This window comes from Novosphingobium nitrogenifigens DSM 19370, from assembly GCF_000192575.1.
Classification (GTDB): domain Bacteria; phylum Pseudomonadota; class Alphaproteobacteria; order Sphingomonadales; family Sphingomonadaceae; genus Novosphingobium; species Novosphingobium nitrogenifigens.
This window is the reverse complement of record NZ_GL876933.1, coordinates 514022-536861: the sequence shown is the minus strand read 5'-3', so window position 1 is coordinate 536861 and position 22840 is coordinate 514022. Positions and strand designations below refer to the sequence as shown.

At 64.9% G+C, this 22840-nt stretch carries 20 protein-coding genes and 1 tRNA gene; 6 read left to right on the top strand and 15 right to left on the bottom strand.

Annotation, left to right across the window (positions count from 1 at the left end; genetic code table 11):
• Position 1: 1 nt before the first annotated feature.
• Both Y88_RS12440 and Y88_RS12435 read right to left on the bottom strand, forming a co-directional pair.
• Entirely contained in the window at positions 2 to 997 is a 996-nt protein-coding gene (locus tag Y88_RS12440) for an HlyD family secretion protein (RefSeq protein ID WP_008069806.1), read from the bottom strand.
• 47 nt (positions 998 to 1044) lie between these two features.
• The gene (locus Y88_RS12435) at positions 1045 to 2805 is read right to left on the bottom strand and encodes a PHA/PHB synthase family protein (RefSeq protein WP_018075514.1); all 1761 of its coding nucleotides are present in this window, start codon (positions 2803 to 2805) and stop codon (positions 1045 to 1047) included.
• 300 nt (positions 2806 to 3105) lie between these two features.
• Between Y88_RS12435 and Y88_RS12430 the strand changes: the two genes are divergently transcribed.
• Positions 3106 to 3942, top strand: a complete 837-nt coding sequence (locus Y88_RS12430; RefSeq protein WP_008069796.1) for a fumarylacetoacetate hydrolase family protein — start codon at positions 3106 to 3108, stop codon at positions 3940 to 3942.
• 49 nt (positions 3943 to 3991) lie between these two features.
• Here the strand turns inward: Y88_RS12430 and Y88_RS12425 are convergent, their stop codons facing one another.
• The 5 genes from Y88_RS12425 to Y88_RS12405 form a co-directional block, all read right to left on the bottom strand.
• Positions 3992 to 5422: an efflux transporter outer membrane subunit gene (locus Y88_RS12425; RefSeq protein ID WP_008069794.1), complete on the bottom strand. Its 1431-nt coding sequence runs from the start codon at positions 5420 to 5422 to the stop codon at positions 3992 to 3994.
• A gap of 2 nt (positions 5423 to 5424) precedes the next feature.
• On the bottom strand, positions 5425 to 6441 hold the full coding sequence (locus Y88_RS12420; protein ID WP_008069793.1) for an HlyD family efflux transporter periplasmic adaptor subunit: 1017 nt from the start codon (positions 6439 to 6441) through the stop codon (positions 5425 to 5427).
• Entirely contained in the window at positions 6438 to 6659 is a 222-nt protein-coding gene (locus tag Y88_RS12415; RefSeq protein WP_008069791.1) for a DUF1656 domain-containing protein, read from the bottom strand. The genes Y88_RS12420 and Y88_RS12415 overlap by 4 nt, the downstream gene beginning before the upstream one ends.
• Positions 6656 to 8671, bottom strand: a complete 2016-nt coding sequence (locus Y88_RS12410; RefSeq protein ID WP_008069789.1) for an FUSC family protein — start codon at positions 8669 to 8671, stop codon at positions 6656 to 6658. Before Y88_RS12410 ends, Y88_RS12415 begins: the two co-directional genes overlap by 4 nt.
• Before the next feature lie 161 nt (positions 8672 to 8832).
• Positions 8833 to 10170 carry an aldehyde dehydrogenase family protein gene (locus Y88_RS12405; protein WP_269724242.1) on the bottom strand — a complete coding sequence of 446 codons (1338 nt, stop codon included), beginning with the start codon at positions 10168 to 10170 and terminating at the stop codon, positions 8833 to 8835.
• Positions 10171 to 10744: 574 nt separating this feature from the next.
• Between Y88_RS12405 and Y88_RS12400 the strand changes: the two genes are divergently transcribed.
• Positions 10745 to 11683 (top strand): LysR family transcriptional regulator, encoded by a 939-nt coding sequence (locus Y88_RS12400; RefSeq protein ID WP_018075515.1) that lies wholly within the window; start codon positions 10745 to 10747, stop codon positions 11681 to 11683.
• Positions 11684 to 11755: 72 nt separating this feature from the next.
• On the opposite strand, the gene Y88_RS12395 is transcribed toward Y88_RS12400, so the two are convergent.
• Positions 11756 to 11842: transfer RNA gene (locus tag Y88_RS12395), tRNA-Leu, on the bottom strand.
• A gap of 152 nt (positions 11843 to 11994) precedes the next feature.
• Entirely contained in the window at positions 11995 to 12792 is a 798-nt protein-coding gene (locus Y88_RS12390) for a zinc-ribbon domain-containing protein (RefSeq protein ID WP_008069782.1), read from the bottom strand.
• 158 nt (positions 12793 to 12950) lie between these two features.
• Here Y88_RS12390 and ftsE point away from each other — a divergent pair, with 158 nt between their 5' ends.
• Genes ftsE through Y88_RS12370 form a run of 4 tightly spaced genes read left to right on the top strand, consistent with a single transcriptional unit; the run spans position 12951 to position 15922 of the window.
• Positions 12951 to 13706 (top strand): cell division ATP-binding protein FtsE, encoded by a 756-nt coding sequence (gene ftsE, locus Y88_RS12385; RefSeq protein ID WP_008069780.1) that lies wholly within the window; start codon positions 12951 to 12953, stop codon positions 13704 to 13706.
• Positions 13703 to 14623 (top strand): cell division protein FtsX, encoded by a 921-nt coding sequence (locus Y88_RS12380; RefSeq protein WP_008069777.1) that lies wholly within the window; start codon positions 13703 to 13705, stop codon positions 14621 to 14623. The genes ftsE and Y88_RS12380 overlap by 4 nt, the downstream gene beginning before the upstream one ends.
• A gap of 14 nt (positions 14624 to 14637) precedes the next feature.
• Positions 14638 to 15222, top strand: coding sequence for a YdcF family protein (locus tag Y88_RS12375; protein ID WP_008069775.1), 585 nt, complete (start codon positions 14638 to 14640; stop codon positions 15220 to 15222).
• A complete protein-coding gene (locus Y88_RS12370) occupies positions 15209 to 15922 on the top strand; it encodes a lysophospholipid acyltransferase family protein (protein ID WP_018075516.1) in 714 nt (237 codons plus the stop codon). The genes Y88_RS12375 and Y88_RS12370 overlap by 14 nt, the downstream gene beginning before the upstream one ends.
• Here the strand turns inward: Y88_RS12370 and Y88_RS12365 are convergent.
• From Y88_RS12365 to Y88_RS12340, 6 genes are all read right to left on the bottom strand, one after another.
• Positions 15912 to 16871: a prephenate/arogenate dehydrogenase family protein gene (locus Y88_RS12365; RefSeq protein ID WP_008069769.1), complete on the bottom strand. Its 960-nt coding sequence runs from the start codon at positions 16869 to 16871 to the stop codon at positions 15912 to 15914. The two genes, Y88_RS12370 and Y88_RS12365, sit on opposite strands and share 11 nt — an antisense overlap.
• Positions 16868 to 18001, bottom strand: coding sequence for a histidinol-phosphate transaminase (hisC, locus tag Y88_RS12360; RefSeq protein ID WP_008069767.1), 1134 nt, complete (start codon positions 17999 to 18001; stop codon positions 16868 to 16870). Before hisC ends, Y88_RS12365 begins: the two co-directional genes overlap by 4 nt.
• A 209-nt stretch (positions 18002 to 18210) precedes the next feature.
• The gene (locus Y88_RS12355; RefSeq protein WP_008069763.1) at positions 18211 to 19641 is read right to left on the bottom strand and encodes an ammonium transporter; all 1431 of its coding nucleotides are present in this window, start codon (positions 19639 to 19641) and stop codon (positions 18211 to 18213) included.
• A gap of 53 nt (positions 19642 to 19694) precedes the next feature.
• The gene (locus tag Y88_RS12350) at positions 19695 to 20033 is read right to left on the bottom strand and encodes a P-II family nitrogen regulator (protein WP_008069761.1); all 339 of its coding nucleotides are present in this window, start codon (positions 20031 to 20033) and stop codon (positions 19695 to 19697) included.
• A gap of 294 nt (positions 20034 to 20327) precedes the next feature.
• The gene (locus Y88_RS12345; RefSeq protein WP_018075518.1) at positions 20328 to 21197 is read right to left on the bottom strand and encodes an alpha/beta fold hydrolase; all 870 of its coding nucleotides are present in this window, start codon (positions 21195 to 21197) and stop codon (positions 20328 to 20330) included.
• Positions 21198 to 21312: 115 nt separating this feature from the next.
• On the bottom strand, positions 21313 to 22839 hold the full coding sequence (locus Y88_RS12340) for a peptide chain release factor 3 (RefSeq protein ID WP_008069760.1): 1527 nt from the start codon (positions 22837 to 22839) through the stop codon (positions 21313 to 21315).
• Position 22840: the final 1 nt, after the last annotated feature.

Genomic DNA, 22840 nt, shown 5'->3' with positions numbered 1-22840 from the left:
GTCAGTTTCCGTTCGTCTTGCCGCCGAAGTCCGGCCAGGCCACGTGCGTGTCGGTGCGGACATAGCCGTCGGCGGTCATCCCGGCCTTGAGCTTTCCACCCAGCGCACGGATCCCCTCGGGCGTGACGGTCAGCTTGACACGATAGGTCAGCTTTTCCCGTTCACTGGCGGTTTCGACGAACTTCGGCGTGAATTGCGCATCGGGCGCGATAAAGGTGATCCGCGCCGGAACCGCACGCCCCATGCCTTCGGGAAGGACGCGGGCCTCATCCCCCACCGCCAGCCGCGCGACTGTGGCGGCCGGCAGGAACAGGGTCAGCGAAACATCGTCGGGATTGAGCAGCGAGACGATCCGCCCACCCGATGGCAGCACCGCGCCGTTCTCGACCACGCGATATTCGACCGTATAGCGCGTACCCGGCTTGCCCGGCGCCACAATGCGCAAATCGGCAAGGACGGTCTTGAGGCGGTCGATCGCGGCATCGGCCTCCGCAATGGCCCCGTGCGCCTCGGCCACGCCGCCATGGGCCGCCGCCACGCCCGCCGTTGCCCCCGCATAGGCAAGGCGCCGCTGATCGAGTTCGACCGGCGAGATCATGTGCTGTGCGGCAAGTTTTTCGGTCTGGTGCAGGTCGATGGCGGCCAGGCCCGCCTGACTTTCGCGTGCGCCGGTTTCCCCGCTCGCGCGGTCCTGCGCCGCCATGGCCCGCTCGCGCGAGGCTTGCGCCCCCTTGAGCTGGGCCAGCGTGTCGGCGGGATCTTCCTCGGCGATCACATCCCCGGCATGGACTTCATCGCCTTCATCGACACGAAGCGCGACCAGCCGCCCCGGATATTTGACCGCGACATCGGTTCGCTTGAGCTCGATACGCCCATTGCTGCCGATGATCCCCGCAGGCAGCGTCTCGTGCGACTGCGTCCGCCACCACGCGGCCCCGCCTCCGACCAGAGCCAGGGCAGCAACGGGAACGAGAACAGTCTGCAAACGGGACGCCATCGCGGGGAGCCTCTTGTCGAAGGGGGGCAGGAAACGACGCGGGATCGTCAGCGTTCGAGAACGTAGTGCCCGGGGGCTGCATCGCGCGGCGGATACCCGGCCTCGACATTGCCCAGCGAAGGCGGCGCGACGGGTTCGCCCGAATGCTCGGCCAGCCATTCGCCCCAGGCCGTCCACCACGATCCCTGGCGCGCCTCGGCCACAGCCATCCACTCGTCCGGCGACAGGGCGGCGCCATCCTCGGGACGGGTCGCAATGTGGTAATGCCGGTGGGGATGGCCCGGTTCGGACACGATCCCGGCATTGTGGCCGCCGCTCGTCAGCACGAAACGGATTTCCGCCGACGTCAGCATGTGCAGCTTATGCACCGAACGCCAGGGTGCGACGTGATCGGTTTCGGTCCCGACCATGAAGATCGGCTGACGCAACGCCGACAAGGAGACGGGGCGCCCATCGACGCGATAGCGCCCTTCGGCAAGGTCGTTGCCGAGGAACAGCTTCCACAGATACTCGCTGTGCATGGCATAAGGCATGCGGGTGCCGTCCGCATTCCACGCCATCAGGTCGTTCATCGCCTCGCGCTCACCCATCAGATAGGTGGTGAGAATGCGCGACCAGATAAGGTCGTTGGACCGCAGCATCTGGAACGCGCCGCCCATCTGTCCGCTCGCGAGATAGCCGCGCGTCCACATCATCGCCTCGATCACGTCGATCTGGGCTTCGTCGATGAAGAGGCCCAGTTCGCCCGGCTCGGAAAACTCGGTCTGGGCCGCCATGAAGGTCAGGCTGGCCAGCCGCTTGTCGCCATCGCGGGCCAGAGCCGCCGCCGCGATCGCCAGCAATGTCCCGCCCAGGCAATATCCGGCAGCATGAATGCGCTGTGCCCCGGTGATGGCAGTGATCGCATCGAGTGCCGCAAGCGGACCGAGGCGACCGTAATCGTCCATGTCCTTGTTGCGGTCGTTGCTCGTGGGATTGTGCCAGGACACCATGAACACGGTGAAGCCCTGCGCCGTCAGCCAGCGCACCAGCGAATTGTGCTCGGACAAGTCAAGAATGTAGTACTTCATGATCCAGGCCGGCACGATCAGGACCGGCTCGGGCCGCACCTTGTCCGTGGTCGGCTCGTACTGGATCAGTTCCATCAGTTCGTTGCGCAGGACGACGCGTCCCGGTGCGGCGGCGATCTGCTCGCCCACCTTGAACCCATCGACCCCGGCAGGCGGATCGCCGCCCAGCGTGCGACGAAGATCGTCGAGGAAATGGCGAGCACCGTCGATCAGGCAATGACCGCCGGTATCCATGATCCGCTTTTGCAGGACCGGGTTGGTCGCGATGAAATTGGTCGGCGCGACCATGTCGAGCAACTGACGAACCGTGAAGGACGTCACCGCCTCGTGATGGGCGCTGACGCCGCCGATGCAGGTCGTTGCCGCATGCCACCACTGCTGTTGCAGCAGGAACGCCTGCGAGATCGTGTCAAAGGGCGCTTTCTGCCAGGCGGGATCGGTAAAGCGGTGATCCTGAGGCAAGGGCTCGACGGCAGGCGGCGGCGTTTCCCCCGCCAACCCTGCGCGGGCAACATATTCGGCCAGACGCAATCCCTTGCGCAGCCCCTTGCCCGCCAGTTGCATCTGCCGCCCCGGCGAGGTCGCCAGATGCAGCCCCCAGTCGGCAAGGGACTGGGCGATCGTGATCGGCGAAAGTCCGCCACTGAATTGCGCCAGTGCAGCGCGAGCGGCATGGTCCATCGTCTGGGCCACACCGTCGAAAAGATCTGCTTCCGGCTGACTCTTTGCCTGCGTCATCTTGGCACCTCTGGGATCATGGGCACACCCGAATCTCGATGCCGGTTATGCCGCAGCGCATCATTGCGTCCTATCAAAAATACTCATTCTATTGGACATTCCGATGACGCATAGGGAAAGCGAAACCTGTCACTATCCGGGCAGTTGAGCAAGAGGCGAACAACGAATTCGTCAATCGCCCGCCGCCTGCTTCTGCCCGCTTCCCCACTTTCGCCCTGCAACATCGCCCGCACTTTCCCCAGCGCGCGAAAGCATTTATGCCCAACATCAGCCTCGGCCTCAGCAGGAGCACCGGATTTCATGCGCTTCGTGTCCTTCCTCCGTCCTTGCGGCACACCCTCGTGGGGGCGCCTCGATGGCGAAACGATCCTCGATCTGGGAGCGGTTCCGGGTGCGCCGGTCGATCTCAAGGCTGCGCTGGCAGCAGGTCTTCCCCATGCGCCGACCGACGGTCCGGCCCTGGCCCGCATAGATGTCACACTGCTGCCGGTGATCCCCAATCCCGACAAGATCCTGTGCATCGGGCTCAATTACGCCACCCACGTCGCCGAGACCGGGCGGGAACAGAAAGAGCATCCGGCGATCTTCCATCGCTGGGCCGACACGCTCGCCGCCGATGGCGCACCTTTCATCCATCCGGCCGAAACCAAGCGGTTCGATTACGAAGGCGAACTGGCAGTCGTGATCGGCAAAGCCGGGCGCCGCATCGCGCCCGAGGCCGCCTTCGACCACATCGCGGGCTTTGCCCCGTTCAACGACGGGTCGATCCGCGACTGGCAACGCCACAACAGCCAGTTCACGCCGGGCAAGAACTGGCCCGCGACCGGCGGCTTCGGCCCGGCCCTCGTCACGCCCGACGAGATTCCCGATCTGGGCAGCCAGCGGGTTCAGACCCGCGTCAACGGCACCCTGGTACAGGACCAGCCGGTCAGCGACATGATCTGGGATATTCCGACGCTGATCGCCTATTGCTCGACGTTCACCCAGCTCAATCCGGGCGACGTCATCTCCACCGGAACCCCCGGCGGCGTCGGCGACAAGCGCAATCCCCCGCTCTATCTCCAGCCCGGTGACACGGTCGAAATCGCGATCGGCACGATCGGCACGCTGACCAATCCGGTCATTGCCGAAGCCTGATGACCTTCTCCCCCCTCGTCCCGTTCATTAGGAACGAGGGGGAATATCCTTACCAGCCGCCGCCAAGCGCGAGGAACAGACCAACCTGATCGAGGGCAACGGCCTCGCGGATGTCGCTGTCGGCGATTTCGGCCGCGATTTCGGTCTGCTGTCCGCCGATCGCGGAAAGCAGCGGCGTGCGCCCGCCTTCACGCAATTCGCGCGCTTCCTTGGCTTCCTCGCGCGCAGCGACAAGCGCATCGGCAATCGACACCGCGCGGTTGTGATCTTCGGCATACATCGCCAGCGCCGTCTCGGTCTCACGCAGGGCATCGAGCACCACGCCGTCGAAATGGGCAAGGGCTGCGTCGGCCTCGGCATTGGCTGCCCGGACCCGTGCACGCTCGCTCTTGGTCGGGATCGTCCAGTGCAGCAGGCCGCCCACGCCCCACATGTTGGCAGGCGCGGTTCCCAGATCCTTGATGAACCCGAATGCCCCGCCGGACACGCCGATGCTGATGTCGGGATAAAGGCTCGCCGTCGCGACACCGACACGCGCGGTCGCGCTCGCCAGTTCGCGCTCGGCCACCCGCACGTCCGGACGTCGCGCAATCAGTGCCGCGCCGTCGCCGATCGGTAGCGGCCGCTCGATCTTGGGGATCTCATGGCAGCGTTCCGCTTCGCGCGGATAATCCGCCGGGGCACGACCGAGCAGGAAAGCGAGGCGATAAAGTTCGGCCCGTGCACGGGCCCGACGGATCGGAACCGCCGACTTCGCCAGCGCCAGCCGGTGCTCGGCCTCGGTCACACCACCGACCGACGAACGACCGGCGTCATTGATGCGCTTGGCGACTTCGAGCGCATGCTCGTTGATCTCGACTTGCCGCTCGGCCAGTTCCTGCGCTTCTCTTGCTGCACACTGCCCGATGTAGGCCTTCGCGACTTCGGCCGCGACCGTGACCTTGACCGCGCCGATCACGGCTGCGCTCGCCTGTTCATCAGCGCGCGCGGCTTCGATCGAACGCTTGATCCGCCCGAACAGGTCGAGCTGGTAATTCACCGCGCCTTTGACTTCGCCGATACTGGCGACCGGGACCGAATTGGGCCTCAGGAAGGATTCGCCCGACAGGCGCGCACGCTCGGCCATGACGTCGACCGAATATTCGAGCTCGCCCTGGCCTTCGGTCACGCGGGTAAACGCCTGCGCACGGGCAAGGTTGGCCCCGGCAATGCGCAGTTCGGTATTGGCCGCGAGCGCATCTTCCTCGAGCTTGTCGAGAACCGGATCGTCGTACATGTGCCACCAGCGCGGCGGCAGCGTGTCCGCCGTCACCCCCGGCGTCGTCGGCGCCTCGTGGAACGGCGCCTTGGCGACCGCCTGGCTGGCCGCAGCCTTTTCCGGCACATGATAGTTGGGCCCCATCACACAACCGGCAAGGGCAAAGGCGCTGACCAGAACGCCACTTCCGGCCAATCGCTTGCCCGCAAGGCGACGGGGCATGCTCACTTGCCGTTCCCCTTGCCGCCCTTGTCGGATTTGCCGTCATCCTTCATGTCGAGCGTGACCGTTGCCGTCCGGCCGGGGATCAGCGCCACGTCAGCAGGCGGATTGTCAATCGAGATACGCACCGGGACGCGCTGGGCCAGACGCACCCAGCTGAAGTTCGGGTTGATCGCGGGGAGCAGCGAAGGGCTGACCGTGCGGTCATGGTCCTCGATCGCGCCCGCAATCGACACGACATGGCCGTGCAGCTTGCGCTCTTCGCCCATGAGGTGGATCGTCGCTTCCTGTCCTACGCGAACGTTGGGCAGCTTGGTTTCCTCGAAATACCCTTCGACGCGCAGCGACGAGATATCGACCAGCGCCATGACTGCCTTGCCCGGCGTCACATAGTCGCCCACGCGCAGCATGAAGTCGGACAGGCGGCCGTCCATCGGCGCCAGAACCCGCGTGCGTTCGAGATTGAGGCGAGCGAGATCGCGTGCCGCGAGCGCGGCTTCGACCTGGGTCTTGGCAACGGCGACCGCCGCCTTGGCGTCGGCCAGTGCCGACGTCGCCGTCTCGACCTTGGTATCCCCCTGCTCGGTGGTTTCGGTCGCGACCAGATCACCGAGGTGATGGTTGCGCTTCGCTTCGCGATGGGCCTGATCAAGATCGGCCTGCGTCTTGGTCACCGCGACTTCGGCCCGGGCTTCGGCGGCCTGCGCCTGATCGAGCGCGGCTTCGGACTGGGCCAAGGCGATCTGGTAGCGCGGACGGTCGATTTCGAACAGGACCTGCCCGCGATGGACGATCGAGTCGTTGCCGACGAAGACCCCGGTGACCAGCCCCGGCACGTCGGGAGCGACCTGCACCACTTCGGCGCGGATACGGCCGTCACGAGTCCAGGGGTCGGCATCGTAGTGGATCCAGATTTTCCAGCCCGCAAAAACCGCGGCGACGGCAAGCGCGCTGGTCAGCGCGACACGAACCGACTGGGCGACGACAGGATCCTTGAGCGGCAGACGCCGGGCGTTCATGGCAGCAATCCTTGGGGAATCGGCAGGGGGTGGAAGGTGATAAAGGCCCACACCAGCACGAAAAGCGAGGTGTCGAACAGGATCGGATGCCAGACCCAGCGGTAAAACCGCAGGGCCACGAGCATCCGGTGAATGATGATGTTGATCGCGAGCGCAACGCAAGCGGTGAACGGCGCCGATGCGATCAGGACGCCATAGGCCGTGTATTCGGGGATCATGCCTCGGGCTCCGGAACGAAATCGGGGGCGTCGGGGAACAGATTGCGGCGCAAGGCAACCAGCGCCGCCCGACCGTTCGCCGGATCGTTGCCGATCAACTCGCCGCCATGTCCGGCGCGCGGCGGCGGTGTGTCAAGCGTCAAACGCAACGTGCGGTCGATCAGGGCCAGCAGAACCGGCGGCGGCGGCATGCCGGGCTTGCTGCGCGCAAAATGGCGGGCCGCCGTGCGCAGCAAACGACCGCAGGCATTGCGCAAGGCGCCTTCGGAGCCTGCGCGCAACTGCTGTACCGAGGCGATATTGGCGGCGATGCGCACTTCGTTGAGGCCGACGACCGCGCGTGCGTCCCCTTCGCCCAGACGCTGGGTGATAAGGGCAAGCTGGTCGCTCGCACGGCCAAGTACCAGCGCCGGATCGGGCGGCGTCCGCGCGGCCGCAAAGCGGGCAAGGTCGGCCTGCTGACGACGGGCAAGACGATCGATCGCCGCCGACGACGCGGTCTTGCGCAGGGTCGCGGTCACCGTCGCGGCAATCGCAACGGCCAGAACCTGCCCCAGGTTGCTGTTGATGAAGCGCGCAAGGTCGGCCGAATATTCCTGTTGCAGCGCGATCGCCGTGAAAAAGCCCATGGAAAACGCAACTGCCAGTGGCCCCCGTCGTGGATGGAGCAGGAACATGCCCATCCCCAGCATCGGCGGCAAGAGCACGGCACAAAGGGCGGGGAAACCGTCGATGCGCGGCAGAACGCCGAACAGGTAAATCCCGGCGAGCGGAATGCTGGCGATGATCGCCCCGCCAAAGGCCAGGATCATCGGCACCGGATTGTCCATCGCGGCAAACAGACAACAGAAGACCGCCGTCATCGCAGCCCCGCTCGCCCCGTCAGGCCAGCCGGTGATGATCCAGAACGCGCAGATCAGCATCAGACCGAGCGCGGCCGAGAACCCGGACAGCATGGCAATGCCCGGATCGTTGGTCAGGCGCAGATGAACGCGTTCGGTTTCGAGCCGATGCGGCAAGGCCTTCGTCGGATCCTCCAACCGGTCGAGCAATTGCCGCGATTCGCCCAGAATCGTCGAAACCTGCTCGAGCCGAACCAGAAAGCTTTCACGCAGAAGGTCGCGCCAGGTGTGCCCTTCGGGCAAGGGCGCCAGAAAATCGGGCTGCTCTTCCAGACGGCTGCCGTTCTCGAGCCAGGTATGGGCGTCGGCAACCACCGGTTCGAGCGGCGGATCGTTCCCCAGCACCCCGCGCCGGTCGGCAAGGCCGGACAACAGCGGCAAGAGCAGCAACATGCGATAGAGCAGCGCCTGAACCGTGCGATTGGCTTCGCGCCAGTGCGATGTGTCGTAAGGCACATGCGTTGAAAGCAGGACGCAATCGAGCGCGTCGACGGCCAGACGCCGGCGGTCCCGTTCGAACTTGTCCTTGGAACTGTCGTCGCTCATGTCGAGGACGTCGAGCAGCCAGGATTCGGCGTCACGCAGCCACGCATCAAGACGCGGCCCGAGCCGGGACCCCAGTGACTGCGGCAAGAGCAGGCTGTGCACGACCGTCGCGCACGTGATGCCCAGAACGATTTCGGTCACACGGGCCTGTGCGACATCGAACACCGCTTCGGGCCGGTTGACGCTCGGGAAGCCGATGATCGCGGCGGTGTAGCCCGCCAGCATCAGTGTATAGGAACGCGGCGAGCGATCGAGCAGCGAAAAGGCAAGACAGCCCCCGACCCAGGCCGCAAGACCAAAGCTGAGCAGCGAAGGCCATTCGACCAGAGCGGGCACCATCGCCACGGCAGCCGCCGCCCCGATCACCGTGCCGATGGCGCGATAGACCGTCTTCGACCGGGTCGCGGCCGAAACCGGGCTCGACACGATATAGACCGTGGTGATCGCCCAGAACGGCATTTCCAGCCCGACCGACAGGCTGAAGCCGAGCGCGATCAGTGCGGCGAGCGCATTCTTGAACGAGAAGAGGAACGCCGGCCACCACGCCGGGGTACGGAACGTCATGCCGACAGCCCGATTCCGCGGCAGCCGACGTCACTGCTCCCCAAGTCACCGCACCCGATTTCCGCGTTTGCGGCAGATGCCGACGACGAGCCGGTTCGGCACGCCCGCACAGACACCACACCCTTGAAACCAAGCGAAATCATGCTCTCTCCCTGAACCGGTCAGCCGAGACGGGTCGCCGCGAGACTGGATTGCGACGGATCGTCGGCAATTACCAGCCTGCGTGCAACGGAGAAACGGCGGAAACCCGTTTCTCCCGACCATTGCTCGTTCCCCGGCATCAGGGATCCTGCCATTGCCGCACCATCGAACGACTCGGGCGCGGGATTAATGAAGACGACATCGGCTGCAACCCGATCTGCAAAAAGGGTGCGGGCAGCCGGGTCAGCCCCGAAATAGATGGCCTGTGCCGGCAAAGGCCCGACAGCGATGCGACCGATCGCATCCATATCGTCGGCGACCGTGACGACGGGCAGCACCGGCCCGAACACTTCCTCGGCCATGATCGCCATGCTTTCATCGGCATCGAGCAGCAATTCGGGCGCCATGCGATGAGGACCGCCGCGCCCCGCTGCCGTGCGCTTGCCGCTTGCCTTTTCGGGCACGGTGGCAGTCGGATCGAGCGGCACACGCCGTGCGCCGCGTTTCTGCGCATCGGCCAGCAAGGACTGAAGGCGGTCGTAATGGGTCCGATTGACGATCGCAGGAAACGCGGGCGCGTTCGCGAAAATGTCCGCCGCATGGATCCGGGCCGCTTCGACGAAGGGCTCGGCCACTTCGCGCGCGACCATGACATGATCGACCGTGTGGCAGCACTGCCCGGCGTGACGCAGCTTCGCCGTCATGACGAAGCGCGCGGCCCGGTCGAGATCGGCATCGGCAGCAACGATCGCGGGAGACTTGCCTCCGACTGCATAAGTGATCGGGGTCAGCCGCGCGGCGGCATTGGCCGCGACCGAGCGCGCTGCCCGCGCGCTGCCGGTAAAGACCAGATGCGCGAAGGGAAGTTCGGCAAAACAGGCGCCGACGCTGTCATCCCCCTGCACCACGCCAAGTTCCGCAGGCGAAAAGTAGCGCCCGACCAGATCGGCAAGCAGGTCGCTGCTGCGCTGGGCATAAGGGGAAAGCTTGATCAGGGCGACATTCCCCGCCGCAAAAGCCCCAGCGAGCGGGGCAAGTGCCAGGCTGACCGGATATGTCCACGGGGCAATGATGCCCACGACACCCTGGGGCCAATAATCCGAGCCGGGACGGCGGGCCATCCAGGATTCAACCTCGCGTGCGGCCCGGCTGAGATTCGCATGGGCGGACACCAGATCCGGCGCATGCGTCGCGGCAACGGTTTCGAGCCCGCGGTCAGCAGCGGCTGCGGCTGCAAGCGGGCGATGATGTTCGTCGAGAAGTTGCGCCACGCGCTCGAGCCGGTCACGCCGCAAGGCGGCATCGGGAACCCCTGCCGCCAACTGCGCCCGGCGCATCGTCGCAACGATCATACGCAAGTCGGCGGCAACCAAGTCATTCTCCGAAGCGAAAGAACCAACCCCGTCGCAAAGTCCGTCGGCCCTGGCGCCGTATCGAACCTTGTTGAAGGCTGGCCCATGCAAACTGACAAGCGGGCTCAGTGTCTGCCGCAAGGCGCGGCGGGAATTCGTGTGGGCGCCCTGATGTGGCGCCGATGGCGGCGAGGCATCGCTGGGGAGAGGGGGGCAGGTGCGATGCCTCGCCGCGGCGCGGACCAACCCTTGGGGGGGGCTTGGGGTCGGGTCGGTCCGGGCTTAACTGTTACGGTCGGTTGACGATGCGGGGTCGGAAAAACCGATCACATCGGCGTCGGATTAGGATGGTGCGACCGTTTCTCCTGTTTCCTGCGCCTGCAGCCCCACTGCCTAGTCCGGGACTGCATCAACCTTGCCTGAAGAAGCTTGACTTGACTGTCGCATTGCCGGTGACCAGGGTTTCACCGGCAATGCGATGTCGTGAATTCGTCTTGTTGAAGCCCTTCTAGCAGGACTCGCCCGCCTCGTCTCAAAAGCGGACTAGGCCTCACCCATAAAATTATTTATGGCTTGAACCATGCTCACACGGCTCCGCACCTTCATGGAAGTCTATCGGCAGCGCTCGATCAGCAGCGCCGCGCGCGCACTCGAACTGACCCAGCCGGCCGTGTCGCAACACATTGCCAGCCTCGAAAGCGCGATCGGACGCCAGTTGTTCGAACGCCACGTCCACGGCGTCACCCCGACCGCCGCCGCCGACGAGCTTGCCGCCGACATCGGCGACCGCCTCGACCAGGCCGAAGCGGCATTGGCCGCAGCCCGCGCGCGGTCGGCCGAACTGGCGGGTGCCATCCGCATCATCGGCAATCCCGACTTCCTGTCCGAAGTGGTCGCCCCGCAACTCGTCCCCCTGCTCGAAGCGGGCATGCGCGTGCGCCTTCAGACCGCCGGACGCGACGAAGTGTTGCACAATCTGATCGAGGGGCATTGCGATCTCGGGATTTCCGCCTTCCCGGTGCAGGATCGACGCCTGCGCAGCGAACTGATCCGCACCGAACCCCTGATCGCGGTTGCAGGCCCTGCCGTTGCCGCACGCATTCTGGCCGCCGAGGATCTGGCCGACGGCCTCGCGGCCGAACCGGTCCTTGCCTACACGCTCGAACAACCGCTGATGGAAGGATGGCTGGAACGCAACAACCTGCTGCGCGATCCCGTCAGCCCGGCTCTGATCGCGCCCGACCTCAGAGGCCTGCGCGCCCTCCTGACTGTCGGCTTCGGCTGGTCGGTGCTGCCGGTCTATCTGTGTCACAGCGAAATCGCGCGCGGCGAACTGGTCGAGATCCCGGCGCCGATCGCGGTCAGCCAGAACGCCTACTTCCTTGTCTGGACGCCCAGCGCCCTGCGCCACCCGCGCATCGCCCACGCCCGCCAGACGCTGATCTGGAGCCTGGCGCAAACGTCTTCTCCGCGTTCAGCCACGACCGACGCCATCGACGCCGACGCACAGGAACACTGAACACAAAAAACCCGCAGCCGTCGGGACTGCGGGGTGCCCCCGAAGGGGTGTTTTCCATTTCCATCAGAAGAATGGTGCGGTCGAGAAGACTCGAACTTCCACGGCCTTTCGGCCACAACGACCTCAACGTTGCGCGTCTACCAATTCCGCCACGACCGCATCATCGTTCCGGAGCAAGGCGTTAAACCGTCGCTCCGTCGGGGTAGGAGCGCGCCCCTAGCAAAGGACTTTGGGGTGCGCAACCATGTTTGCAAAAGAACTTCATTTTTTTCGTCCCACGCCTTTGCGCACATGGAACGAAGGCCCTGCCCTTATTCAGGCTTCCAGCCGATTTCCGCGAACTTGGCCGTCTTGGGCACGTCAGTGACGGCCTCGTTGATGGTTTCGCTCTCGCCGGGCTTGAGCACGTCCTTGGGCGGAATCACGTTCCAGGTATAGACGACCCGATTCTGTCCATCGCGCAGCACGATCAGGATCGGGGGAACTTCCCGCACGTCCTTGCCCACATTGGTGATCGTCCCGCTGGCTCCGAAATATTCGGTCCCATTGGGCAGCGTGCGACGATCCTGCCGCTCGGCAGGGAACGAGAGTTCAAGATCGGGGCGCGTCGGGCCGAACGTCTGCTTGGCCACCGGCAGCCAGTCGGGCAGGCCGAAATAGCTGACCGCGCCGATCAGCGCGGCAACCACCAGTGCAAAGACCACACCGGCAATCGTCCAGAGCTTGAGCGGATTGCGACGCGGACGGAACGGAGGTTCATGCGCAAAGGGCGAAGGCCCTTCTTCGGCAAGACCAGCCGCCGTCGAAGCGGGAGCGACCGGAGGAACCGGAGGCGCCACGTCGCCCGGGGGCGAAGGGACCCGCCCGCTTTCGGACGGCGCAAAGCCGCCATCGGCAGGAGCCGAACCGGGAGATGGCGTAACCGGAGCACTCGCAGCCGCCATTTCCGGAACCGGCATGACAGGAGCATCGGGCCGGGGCGCCAATTCCGGCCCCGCCTGAAACCAGCTGTGCCGGCACTTGGCGCAGCGCACGGTGCGCCCGTCCACGCCGATGGCGCTGTCGGGAACGACATAGCGCGTCGAGCAAGCGGGGCAGGCGATGATCATATGCAAGCGTTAAACACGCGACCGGCATCCGAAACAATAGGATCAGGCGGGGAGAATTGCGTCCACGGCCTTTTTTCCACATGCATTGACGCGTATGCTCTTCGCAGGCCAACGCGGTCGCCCCGTCCGACGGAAAAAACGCAAGACAAGCACCACTGATGAGCGAGCCTGAAGCCGAAATCGTGCATTTCGACAACGTCGGGCTGCGCTATGGGTCGGACAAGGAAGTGCTGAGCGACATTTCCTTCACCCTCTACTCCGGACGGTTCTATTTCCTGACCGGGGCATCGGGTGCGGGCAAGACCAGCCTGCTCAAGCTTCTTTATCTGGCGCAGCGCCCCTCGCGCGGGCTGATCCGCATGTTCGGCACCGACGCGATCACCCTGCCGCGCGAACGCCTGCCCGGATTTCGCCGCCGCCTGGGCGTCGTGTTCCAGGACTTCCGCCTCGTCCCGCATCTTTCCGCGTTCGACAACGTCGCCCTGCCCTTGCGCGTTGCCGGGGTCAGCGAGCGCGAGATCGCCAAGCCCGTCGGCGAAATGCTCGACTGGGTTGGTCTCGGCGATCGTCGCCACGCGCGTCCGGCCACGCTTTCGGGCGGGGAGCAGCAGCGCGTCGCCATCGCCCGGGCGGTCATCGCCCGCCCCGACATGCTCATCGCCGACGAACCGACCGGCAACGTCGACCCGGACATGGCGCTCAAACTGTTGCTGCTGTTCGAAAGCCTCAACCGGCTGGGCACGACCGTGGTGGTCGCGACGCACGACCTCCACCTCATCGGCAATGTCCCCGATTCGCTGATCATGCGCCTCGACAAGGGGCGCCTTGCCGACCCGACCGGCGCCTTGCGCTATCCGCCGCGTCGCCAGAACCGGGCCAGCGACACATTCCGACCGGGCTCTTCCGCGTCATGAACGCGTCAGCGCTTTTCGGCAGCCGACGCAATGTCGACGGCAGCGACGCGCGCATCCTGCCCGAGCCGCGCCTGACCGGGCCGATGCCCTGGGTCATTGCCATCGTCATCGCACTGATGGTGATCGCGGCGGCAAGCGGCCTTGCCTTGCGCAATGCCGCCGTTGCGGCCGACGCCGACCTTTCAGGCGGCGTCACCGTCCAGATCGTGAGCGCGGCCCCCGCCGAACGCAATCGGCAGGCCGACGCAGCGGTCGCGGCGCTGGGCAAAGTTCCCGGCGTCACCCAGGTCCGCCGCGTGGCGCAGGATGAACTCAATTCCCTGCTCGAACCCTGGCTCGGCACGCGTCCGGGCGACGAGGTCGAGGACATGCCGATCCCGGCACTGATCGACCTTCACCTTTCAGGCAGCGCAACGCCGCAGGAACTCGACCGGCTGCACCGGGCAATCGCGGCGGCAGCTCCAGCAGCCCGCGTCGATGCGCAACAGGCCTGGCTCGCGCCGGTATTCCGGGCAATCGTCGCGCTGCAATGGCTTTCGGGCGGCCTCATCACCTTGCTCGCAGTGGCGACGGTCGCGACCGTCGTGCTCTCGGTGCGCAATGCGCTGGGCAACCACCGCACCACCATCGAGATCGTGCACATGCTGGGCGGGACCGATGCCCAGATTGCGGGCGTGTTCCAGCGTGCGGCCGCGACAGACGCTGCGGCCGGTGGTATCATCGGCGGCGCCGTCGGGTTGACCGCGATCTTTATCCTCGCCCATGAATTTGCCGGACTGGGTTCGGGCATGGTAACCGGGGCCACCTTGCGCTGGCTCGACTGGGGGGTGATCGCCGCGATCCCGCTCGGCGGCGTTGCACTGGCGCTGCTGACCGCACGCCTTACCGTCCTTGCCGCCTTGCGGCGCATACTCTGAGCTGGGGGACAGCAATGGCCTTGCGCAAACCGCCCGGACTGTTCCGTCGCATTCTTTCACTCATGGTGCTGGCATGGCTGCTCGGCTTCCTGTGGTTCGCACTGTTCCTGCCGCGTCCGGCCGACCATACCCGCACCGATGCCGTCATCGCACTGACCGGGGGCAGCGGCCGGATTCAGCGCGGGATCGAGGTCCTGCGCGCGGACGAGGCCAAGCGCATGCTGGTTTCGGGCGTCGACAGCGAAGTGAAACCCGCCGAGTTCGAAGCCGAATACGGCGTACCTGCAAGCCTGTTCGCCTGCTGCATGACGCTGGGCTACGAATCCTTCGACACCCGCTCGAACGCGCTCGAAGCAGCGCGCTGGATCGCGCGCTATGACCTGCGCTCGGTGCGGCTCGTCACCACCGACTGGCATATGCGCCGGGCCGCATTCGATCTTGCGGTTGCCGCGCCCAAGGGGCTGGTGATCGTCGAGGACGCAGTGCCGTCCCACCCCAGCATGCGCATTCTCTTTGTCGAATATAACAAGTTCCTGGCCCGGATGCTGGCCTGGCTGATCGATTGGCCCGATGGACCCCACCACAATGCCCGCCACTGACACTTCGAATATCGTGCGTCCCGCCGATATTGCGCGCAGCCTCGTGTTCTATCCGGTGTTCTACCTCGGCTCGATACTGCTCGTCCTTGCCGGGACCATGACGCTGGTCCTGCCCAATTCCGTCACCGTCGCGATGGCCTATGCCTGGTTTCGCTGGCACCGCTGGTGCTGCCGCCACCTGCTCGGCATCCGCGTCGTGGTCGAAGGCGAGCTGCCCGATCATCCGGTGCTCTATGCCGTCCGGCACGAGTCTTTCTTCGAGGCGATCGATCTTCCCAACGTGCTGCCCAACCCGATGATCTTCGCCAAGAAGGAGCTGCTCGAGATCCCCCTCTGGGGCAAGCTCGGGTACCGCTATGGCCTGATCGGGGTCGATCGCAGCGCCGGGGCCCGTGCCCTGCGCGGCATGATTTCCGAAGCCCGGACGCGCGGCGCGGGTCGACCGCTCGCGATCTTCCCCGAAGGAACCCGCGTCCCCTATCGCTCGAGCCCGCCACTACAGGCCGGGTTTGCGGGGCTCTACAAGGTCTTCGGCCTGCCGGTCGTGCCGGTCGCGGTCGACAGCGGGCGCCTCTATCACCGCCTGTGGAAGAAGTCCGGGGTCGTCCGTTACCGGGTCTGCGCGGAACTTCCCTCCGGCCTGCCGCGACAGGACATCGAGACGGCCGTTCACACCGCGATCAACACGCTCAACCGCTGACCGTTTCCTTGCCCGCACGACTGTGATCCGCGCGGCCGAAGTCGGGCCGCGCGTCATCCTGCCCCATCTCGATGATCGAGCGACGGATCGCCCGCGTGCGGGTGAAATGGTCGAACAACTGCTCGCCATCCCCGGCCCGGATCGCGGCTTCGAGTTCGGCCAAATCGCGATTGAAGCGCCCGAGCATATCGAGCACCGCATCGCGATTGTTGAGGAAGACGTCGCGCCACATCGTCGGATCGGATGCGGCAATGCGGGTAAAGTCGCGGAAACCGCCCGCCGAATACTTGATCACCTCGCTCTGCGTCACGCGTTCGAGATCGGACGCGGTCCCCACGATCGTATAGGCAATCAGGTGCGGCAAGTGGCTGGTCACGGCGAGCACGAGGTCGTGATGCTCGGCATCCATCGTCTCGACCCGCGCGCCGAAGGCTTCCCAGAACGCGACCAGACGCGCCAGATCGGCCGCATCGACATCGGCCGGAGGCGTCACGATGCACCAGCGGTTGCGGAACAGCGTGGCAAACCCGGCATCAGGGCCACTCTGCTCGGTCCCGGCGACGGGATGGGCGGGAATGATGCGATGGCCGGGCAAGGCAGCGCCGAGCGCAGCGGCCACGCTCGCCTTGCTCGATCCGACATCGCTCACGATCGCGGCAAGCGACAGGTCAGCGGCCAGTTCGCGGGCCGCAGTCCCCATCGCGCCGACCGGCACGCACAGGACAACAAGGTCCGCGCCCCGCACCGCTTCGCCTGCCGCATTCGCGATCGTGTCGGCAAGACCGATGGCGCGCGCGCGATCGCGCACGGCCGGATCGGCATCGTAGCCGGTGATCACAATGCCGGGCAGGCACGCCCGTGCCGCCCGCGCGACCGAACTCCCGAGCAGGCCTAGGCCGATTACCGCGACATGACGAAACGGCAGCGACGCGCTTTCGCTGTCGCTCACGCCGCAGCCCCGGCCAGAGTGGTCAGGGCAGCGGCAATGGCGTTCATCTGCTCGGCCGTGCCGATGGTGATGCGCAGTGCCTGGGGCAGCCCCTGTCCCGGAAGCCAGCGGGTGATGTAGCCGTATTCCATGAGGCCAAGGTACGCAGCCTCCGCCGTCAGGGCACCGCGAAACTCGATCAGCACAAAATTGGCCTGCGAAGGCAGCGGACGCAGCCCGTGATTGCCCAACGCCTCGATCGCGGCAACGAACCGGGTCCGCTCCGCGCGATTGTGCTCGCGCGAATGGCGCACGAAGTCCTGATCGGCAAGGGCTGCAAGCGCGGTTGCCTGCGCCGACAGCGACAGGTTGAACGGACCGCGAATGCGGTTGAGCATGTCGATCACGTCCGCGTCGCCGGTTGCCCAGCCCACGCGTTCCCCGGCAAGACCATAGATCTTGGAAAAGGTGCGCGTGACCAGAACGTTGTGCGCGCGGGCGGCAAGCGCAAAGGCACCGTCGTCGTCTTCGGCAGCGACATATTCGGCATAGGCCTGATCGATGACGAGCAGGATGTCCGGGCGCAGCCCGGCATGGAGCCGGGCGACTTCCTCGCGCCCGATATAGCTGCCGGTCGGATTGTTGGGATTGGCGAGGAAAACGACGCGAGTGGCAGGCGTTACCGCCGCGAGCAGGGCATCGACATCGGTGCCGTAGTCGCGGTCGGGCGCAACCACCGGCGTGGCACCACAGCGGCGCGCGGCGATGTCATAGACGGCAAAGCCATAGCGGACATAAAGCACTTCATCGCCCGGCCCGGCATAGGCCTGAACCGCAAGGTGCAGCAGTTCGTCCGAACCGGTGCCCATCACGATCCGTTCGGCGGGAAGATCGTGCAGCTTGCCCAGCGCCACGCGCAGGGCGGTGCTGTCGGGATCGGGATAGCGCGCCTGATCCCCGGCATGGTGTCGCGCCTCTTGCGCCAGCGGGCTGGTGCCGAGCGGGTTCTCGTTGGCCGACAGCTTGATCAGCGGTCGTCCATCGGCGCCGGTCGACTTGCCCGGGACATAGGCCTTGATCCCCAGGATCCAGTCCTTGGGACGCGGCCGGTCGGATGCGGCAGAGGGCGAAGCGGGTTTGGACGCAGTCATGATCGCTGCGCCTTAAAGTCTCTTTCAAAACTCGCCAAGCGGCGAGTTCCCGGGTTGGGCCCCGCTTGCCCCCTCTCAGGACAGAAAAATGGCCGGAAGTGGGCTAGCACTTCCGGCCTCAGTCCGTTCGCAGGAGGAACATCGTCTGGCGGGGAAAGTCCCGAGAGGGAGAGGTCCCGGGTTTCCCACCCCGCCAATCTTGTCTGAACTCAGTAGTTGTAGGCGCGTTCGCCGTGTTCGGTGATGTCGAGGCCTTCACGTTCGGCTTCTTCGGTCGGACGCAGACCGATGGTCTTGTCGATGACGAAGAAGAGAACCGCCGAGACGATACCCGACCACAGCAGCGTGATCAGCACAGCTTCGAGCTGCACGATGATCTGGGCCGTGGTGTCGTAAGTGGCCGCAGCAACCGCCGGGAACTGGGTGTAGTCGATCACGCCCTGGCCGCCGAGCGCCGGGTTGGCGACAATGGCGGTGGCGATCGCACCGGTGATCCCGCCGACGCAGTGGACGCCGAAGACGTCGAGCGTGTCGTCGTACTTGAGCTTGTTCTTCACCGTGGTGACGAAGAAGAAGCAGATCGGCGAAACGATGAGGCCGAGGACCATCGAGGTGGCCGGAGCGCCATAGCCCGAAGCAGGCGTGATCGCGACGAGACCGGCGACGGCACCCGAAGCGGCACCCAGCATCGAGGGCTTGCCGTGAACGACCTGTTCGATGATGGCCCAGCTGACGGCGGCGGCGCAAGTGGCGAGCATGGTGTTGACGAAAGCGACCGCGGTGACGCCGTTCGCTTCAAGGTTGGAACCGGCGTTGAAGCCGAACCAGCCCACCCACAGCAGGGAGGCGCCGATCATGGTCATGGTCAGCGAGTGCGGCGGAGTGGCTTCCTTGCCGAAACCGACGCGCTTGCCCATCATGAGGCAGCCGATGAGACCGGCGATACCCGCGTTGATGTGAACGACGGTGCCGCCCGCGAAGTCGAGCGCGCCCTTGCCGTACAGCAGACCGGTTTCGGTCGGGGTATCCTTGAGGAAGTCCGGACCGGCCCAGTACCAGACCATGTGCGCCATCGGGTAATAGGCAAAGGTCGACCACAGCACGACGAAGATCATCAGCGGGGTGAACTTCACGCGTTCCGCGAACGACCCCACGATCAGCGCCGGGGTGATCATCGCGAAGGTCATCTGGAAGACGAAGTACGCGAGTTCGGGGATGTAGACGTTGTTCGAGAACGTCGCGGCGTACGTCGAACCCGAAACGCCGATCATCAGCGCCTTGGAGAAGCCGCCGACGTAAGGGGTGAGGCCGGGGGTGATCCCGGTAGTGAAGGCGAGCGAATAGCCGTAGGTGGCCCAGAGCAGACCGCCGATCGACACGATCATGAAGACCTGCATCAGCACGCTCAGCATGTTCTTGGTCCGCACGAGGCCGCCATAGAACAGTGCGAGGCCCGGAACGCTCATCATGAGGACGAGCAGGGCAGACACGAGCATCCAGGTGGTGTCGCCCTTGTTGACCATGGTGGCCTGCTGGGCGACGGTCGGCGCCTTGATCATCGCCGCCTGCGCGAAAGCGGTCGATGCGGTAGCGAGCGTCAGCCCCAGTCCCGCAACGCCACTGATCATCTTACGGATCATATGGTTTCCCTTCATGTCGGAGGACACAGCCCCGAGATCACAACGGCCAGAGATCACAGCGCGGTATCCCCGGTCTCGCCGGTGCGGATGCGCGTGGCCGAGGCAAGATCGAGCACGAAGATCTTGCCGTCACCGATCGCTTCGGTGCTGGCGGCTTGCTGGATCGTCTCGATGATCTGCGGAGCGAGGTCGTCGCTGGCCGCAATCTCGATTTTCACCTTGGGCAGCATGTTGGTCGAATATTCGGCGCCGCGGTAGATTTCGGTCTGGCCCTTCTGGCGACCGAAACCTTTCACTTCCGACACCGTCATCCCGGCAACGCCCAGACCCGAAAGCGCTTCGCGCACTTCGTCGAGCTTGAACGGCTTGATGATGGCGATGATGAATTTCATTCATGCCCCCCTTTTCAAGGCCTACTCCTTACCGGGCGACCGCCGGCCTCGACCATCTCAGCAAGGAACATGCCAGATCAGTAATATACGGAAATCCGAGTGTGACAGGAATAAAACGCTTATCCTGAGGCCGGGAAGCGCTCGAATCTTGTGCACCTGCACATTGATGCCTAATTTTTAGGCACAGAATATCCCCCAAAGAGGGTATTGCCCAAAGAAGGTGGGAAGAGCGCCCGAGCCGCGCGGGGTTCCGCGAACGCCGGAACCCCGATCCGATACTTCAGGGACCGATGCTCAAAGGAATTCGCGCAGGAGCCCGATGAAGCGGTCGTACTGGTCGTGATGCGGCCAATGCCCGGCATTCTCGAATTCGACCACGCGCGCGTCGCGGAAATGGCGGATGCGGCCGTCGCGTTCGGGATTGCCCGCGAACGAATCCGCGCCGTTGAGCAGCAGCGTGGGGCATGTGATCGCTTCCCACAGCTCGTGCTTGCGCTCGGTCGAGATGTCGTACGGGTGGTCGATGTGGACATAAGGATCGAACTTCCAGGTGAAAGTCCCATCCTCGTTCCGGTTGATCCCGTGAATGGTCAGGTGCCGCGCCTGCTCGTCGGTCAGATAGGGGTTTTCCGCCTTCATGCGGGCAAAGGCATCGGCAAGCGTGGGATAGCGACGCGGCAGGCGTCCTGCCGCCTTGCGCTTTTCGGCGATATAGTCGCGGATACGCCGCGCAAAGGGCACGTCCTTCATCCGCATTTCCCATTCGGGCGTCGGGAAAATGCCTTCGATCGCGACCAGCTTGCGCACGTCTTCGGGAAAGAGCCCGGCATAGCGCAACGACACGATCGCACCCCACGAATGCGAGACGATCGTCACCGGCGCGAGATTGAGCTGATGCACCAGCTGGGCAAGGTCATAGACCATGTCCATCGTGCGATAGTTGCCGTCCGAGACCCATTCGCTGTCGCCGTGGCCGCGATTGTCGACCGCAATGACGTGCCAGTCTTCGCGCAGGGCCTCGGCCGTCCAGTCCCAGCTGCGACAATGGTCGCGCGACCCGTGGACGAGCAGCAACGGCGGCTTGTCCGCATTGCCCCAATCGACATAATGGAGGCGAAGGCGTTGGGAAATAAACGTATTGGATGTGGGCCCAAGCAGATTCAACGCATCCTCCTGCCGTTATGGTTTGCCGCCGGCATAGCAGTGAGCCTGTTCTAATTCCTTGTCCTCACGCTGAAATCCGCCATTCGGCGAATGGCGAAGCCGGCCACGCCTTCCCTTACCGTTCTTTCGTCGCAGAAAAGACGAGATCGGGATTGCGTTCCTGCTGATATCCCACGTCCCACGCTGAACGGGCCATGAAAACCGGGTCTCCGTCGCGGTCGCGCGCCAGATTGCTCCGGTTGAAATCCTCGAACCCCTTGATCGCCGCATCGCTGCCCTTGAGCCAGCGCGCCGTGTCGAACGGCGAAGCTTCGAGCATGGCCTCGACCTTGTATTCGGCTTCCAGTCGCGAAACCAGCACGTCGAGCTGAAGCTGCCCCACGACGCCGACGATCCACTGGCTGCCGATTTCGGGATAGAAGACCTGGATCACCCCTTCTTCGGACAAGTCATCAAGCGCCTTGCGCAGCTGCTTGGTCTTGGTCGGGTCCTTGAGCACCACGCGGCGCAGGATTTCCGGGGCGAAATTGGGCAGCCCGGTGAAACGCACGTCGTTGCGTTCGGACAGGGTATCGCCAACCCGCAGCGTGCCGTGGTTGGGAATGCCGATGATGTCGCCCGCCTCGGCGGTATCGGCGATCTCGCGGTCCTGCGCAAAGAACAGGATCGGCGAATGGACCGCGATCGGCTTGCCCAGTCCCGACGGGATCAGCTTCATGCCGCGACGGAACGTACCCGAAACGAGGCGCATGAACGCGATGCGGTCGCGGTGCTGCGGGTCCATGTTGGCCTGCACCTTGAACACGAAGCCGGTCACGTCGCTGCGCTCGGGATCGATGATCCCCTGTTCCGAAGGCTGCGGACGCGGCGGCGGTGCAAAGCGGGCAATCGCGTCGATCAGCGCCTCGACACCGAAATTCTTGAGTGCCGAACCGAAATAGACCGGTGTCAGGTCACCGTTGCGATAGGCTTCGAGGTCGAAAGCGGGATACCCGGCCTCGCCCAGTTCCATTTCCTCGGCGATGTCGTCGGGAATGGCGCCTTCGGTCAACGGCTCGACTTTGCCGAGGAATTCGCGGCCATCGCCTTCGGGACGGCTGATCGTGCGGGTGGCAAAGTCGTAGACGCCCTGGAACACACCGCCCATGCCGACCGGCCAGGACATCGGCACCACGTCGAGCGCAAGCGCATCGGCCACTTCGTCGAGCGTCTCGAACACGCTGCGGCCTTCGCGGTCGACCTTGTTGACGAACGTGATGATCGGCACCGAGCGCATGCGGCACACTTCGAACAGCTTGCGCGTCTGCGGCTCGATCCCCTTGGCCGCGTCGATCACCATGATCGCCGAATCGACCGCGGTCAGCGTGCGGTAGGTATCTTCGGAAAAGTCCTCGTGGCCCGGCGTGTCGAGCAGGTTGAAGACGATCCCGTCCTTCTGGAACGTCATGACCGAGCTGGTCACCGAAATCCCGCGCTGCTGCTCGATCTTCATCCAGTCCGAGCGCGCGCGCCGCGCCGCGCCGCGTGCCTTGACTTCACCGGCAAGGTGGATCGCCCCCCCCTGAAGCAGCAGCTTTTCGGTGAGCGTCGTCTTACCCGCGTCGGGGTGCGAAATGATGGCAAAGGTGCGGCGATTGGACATG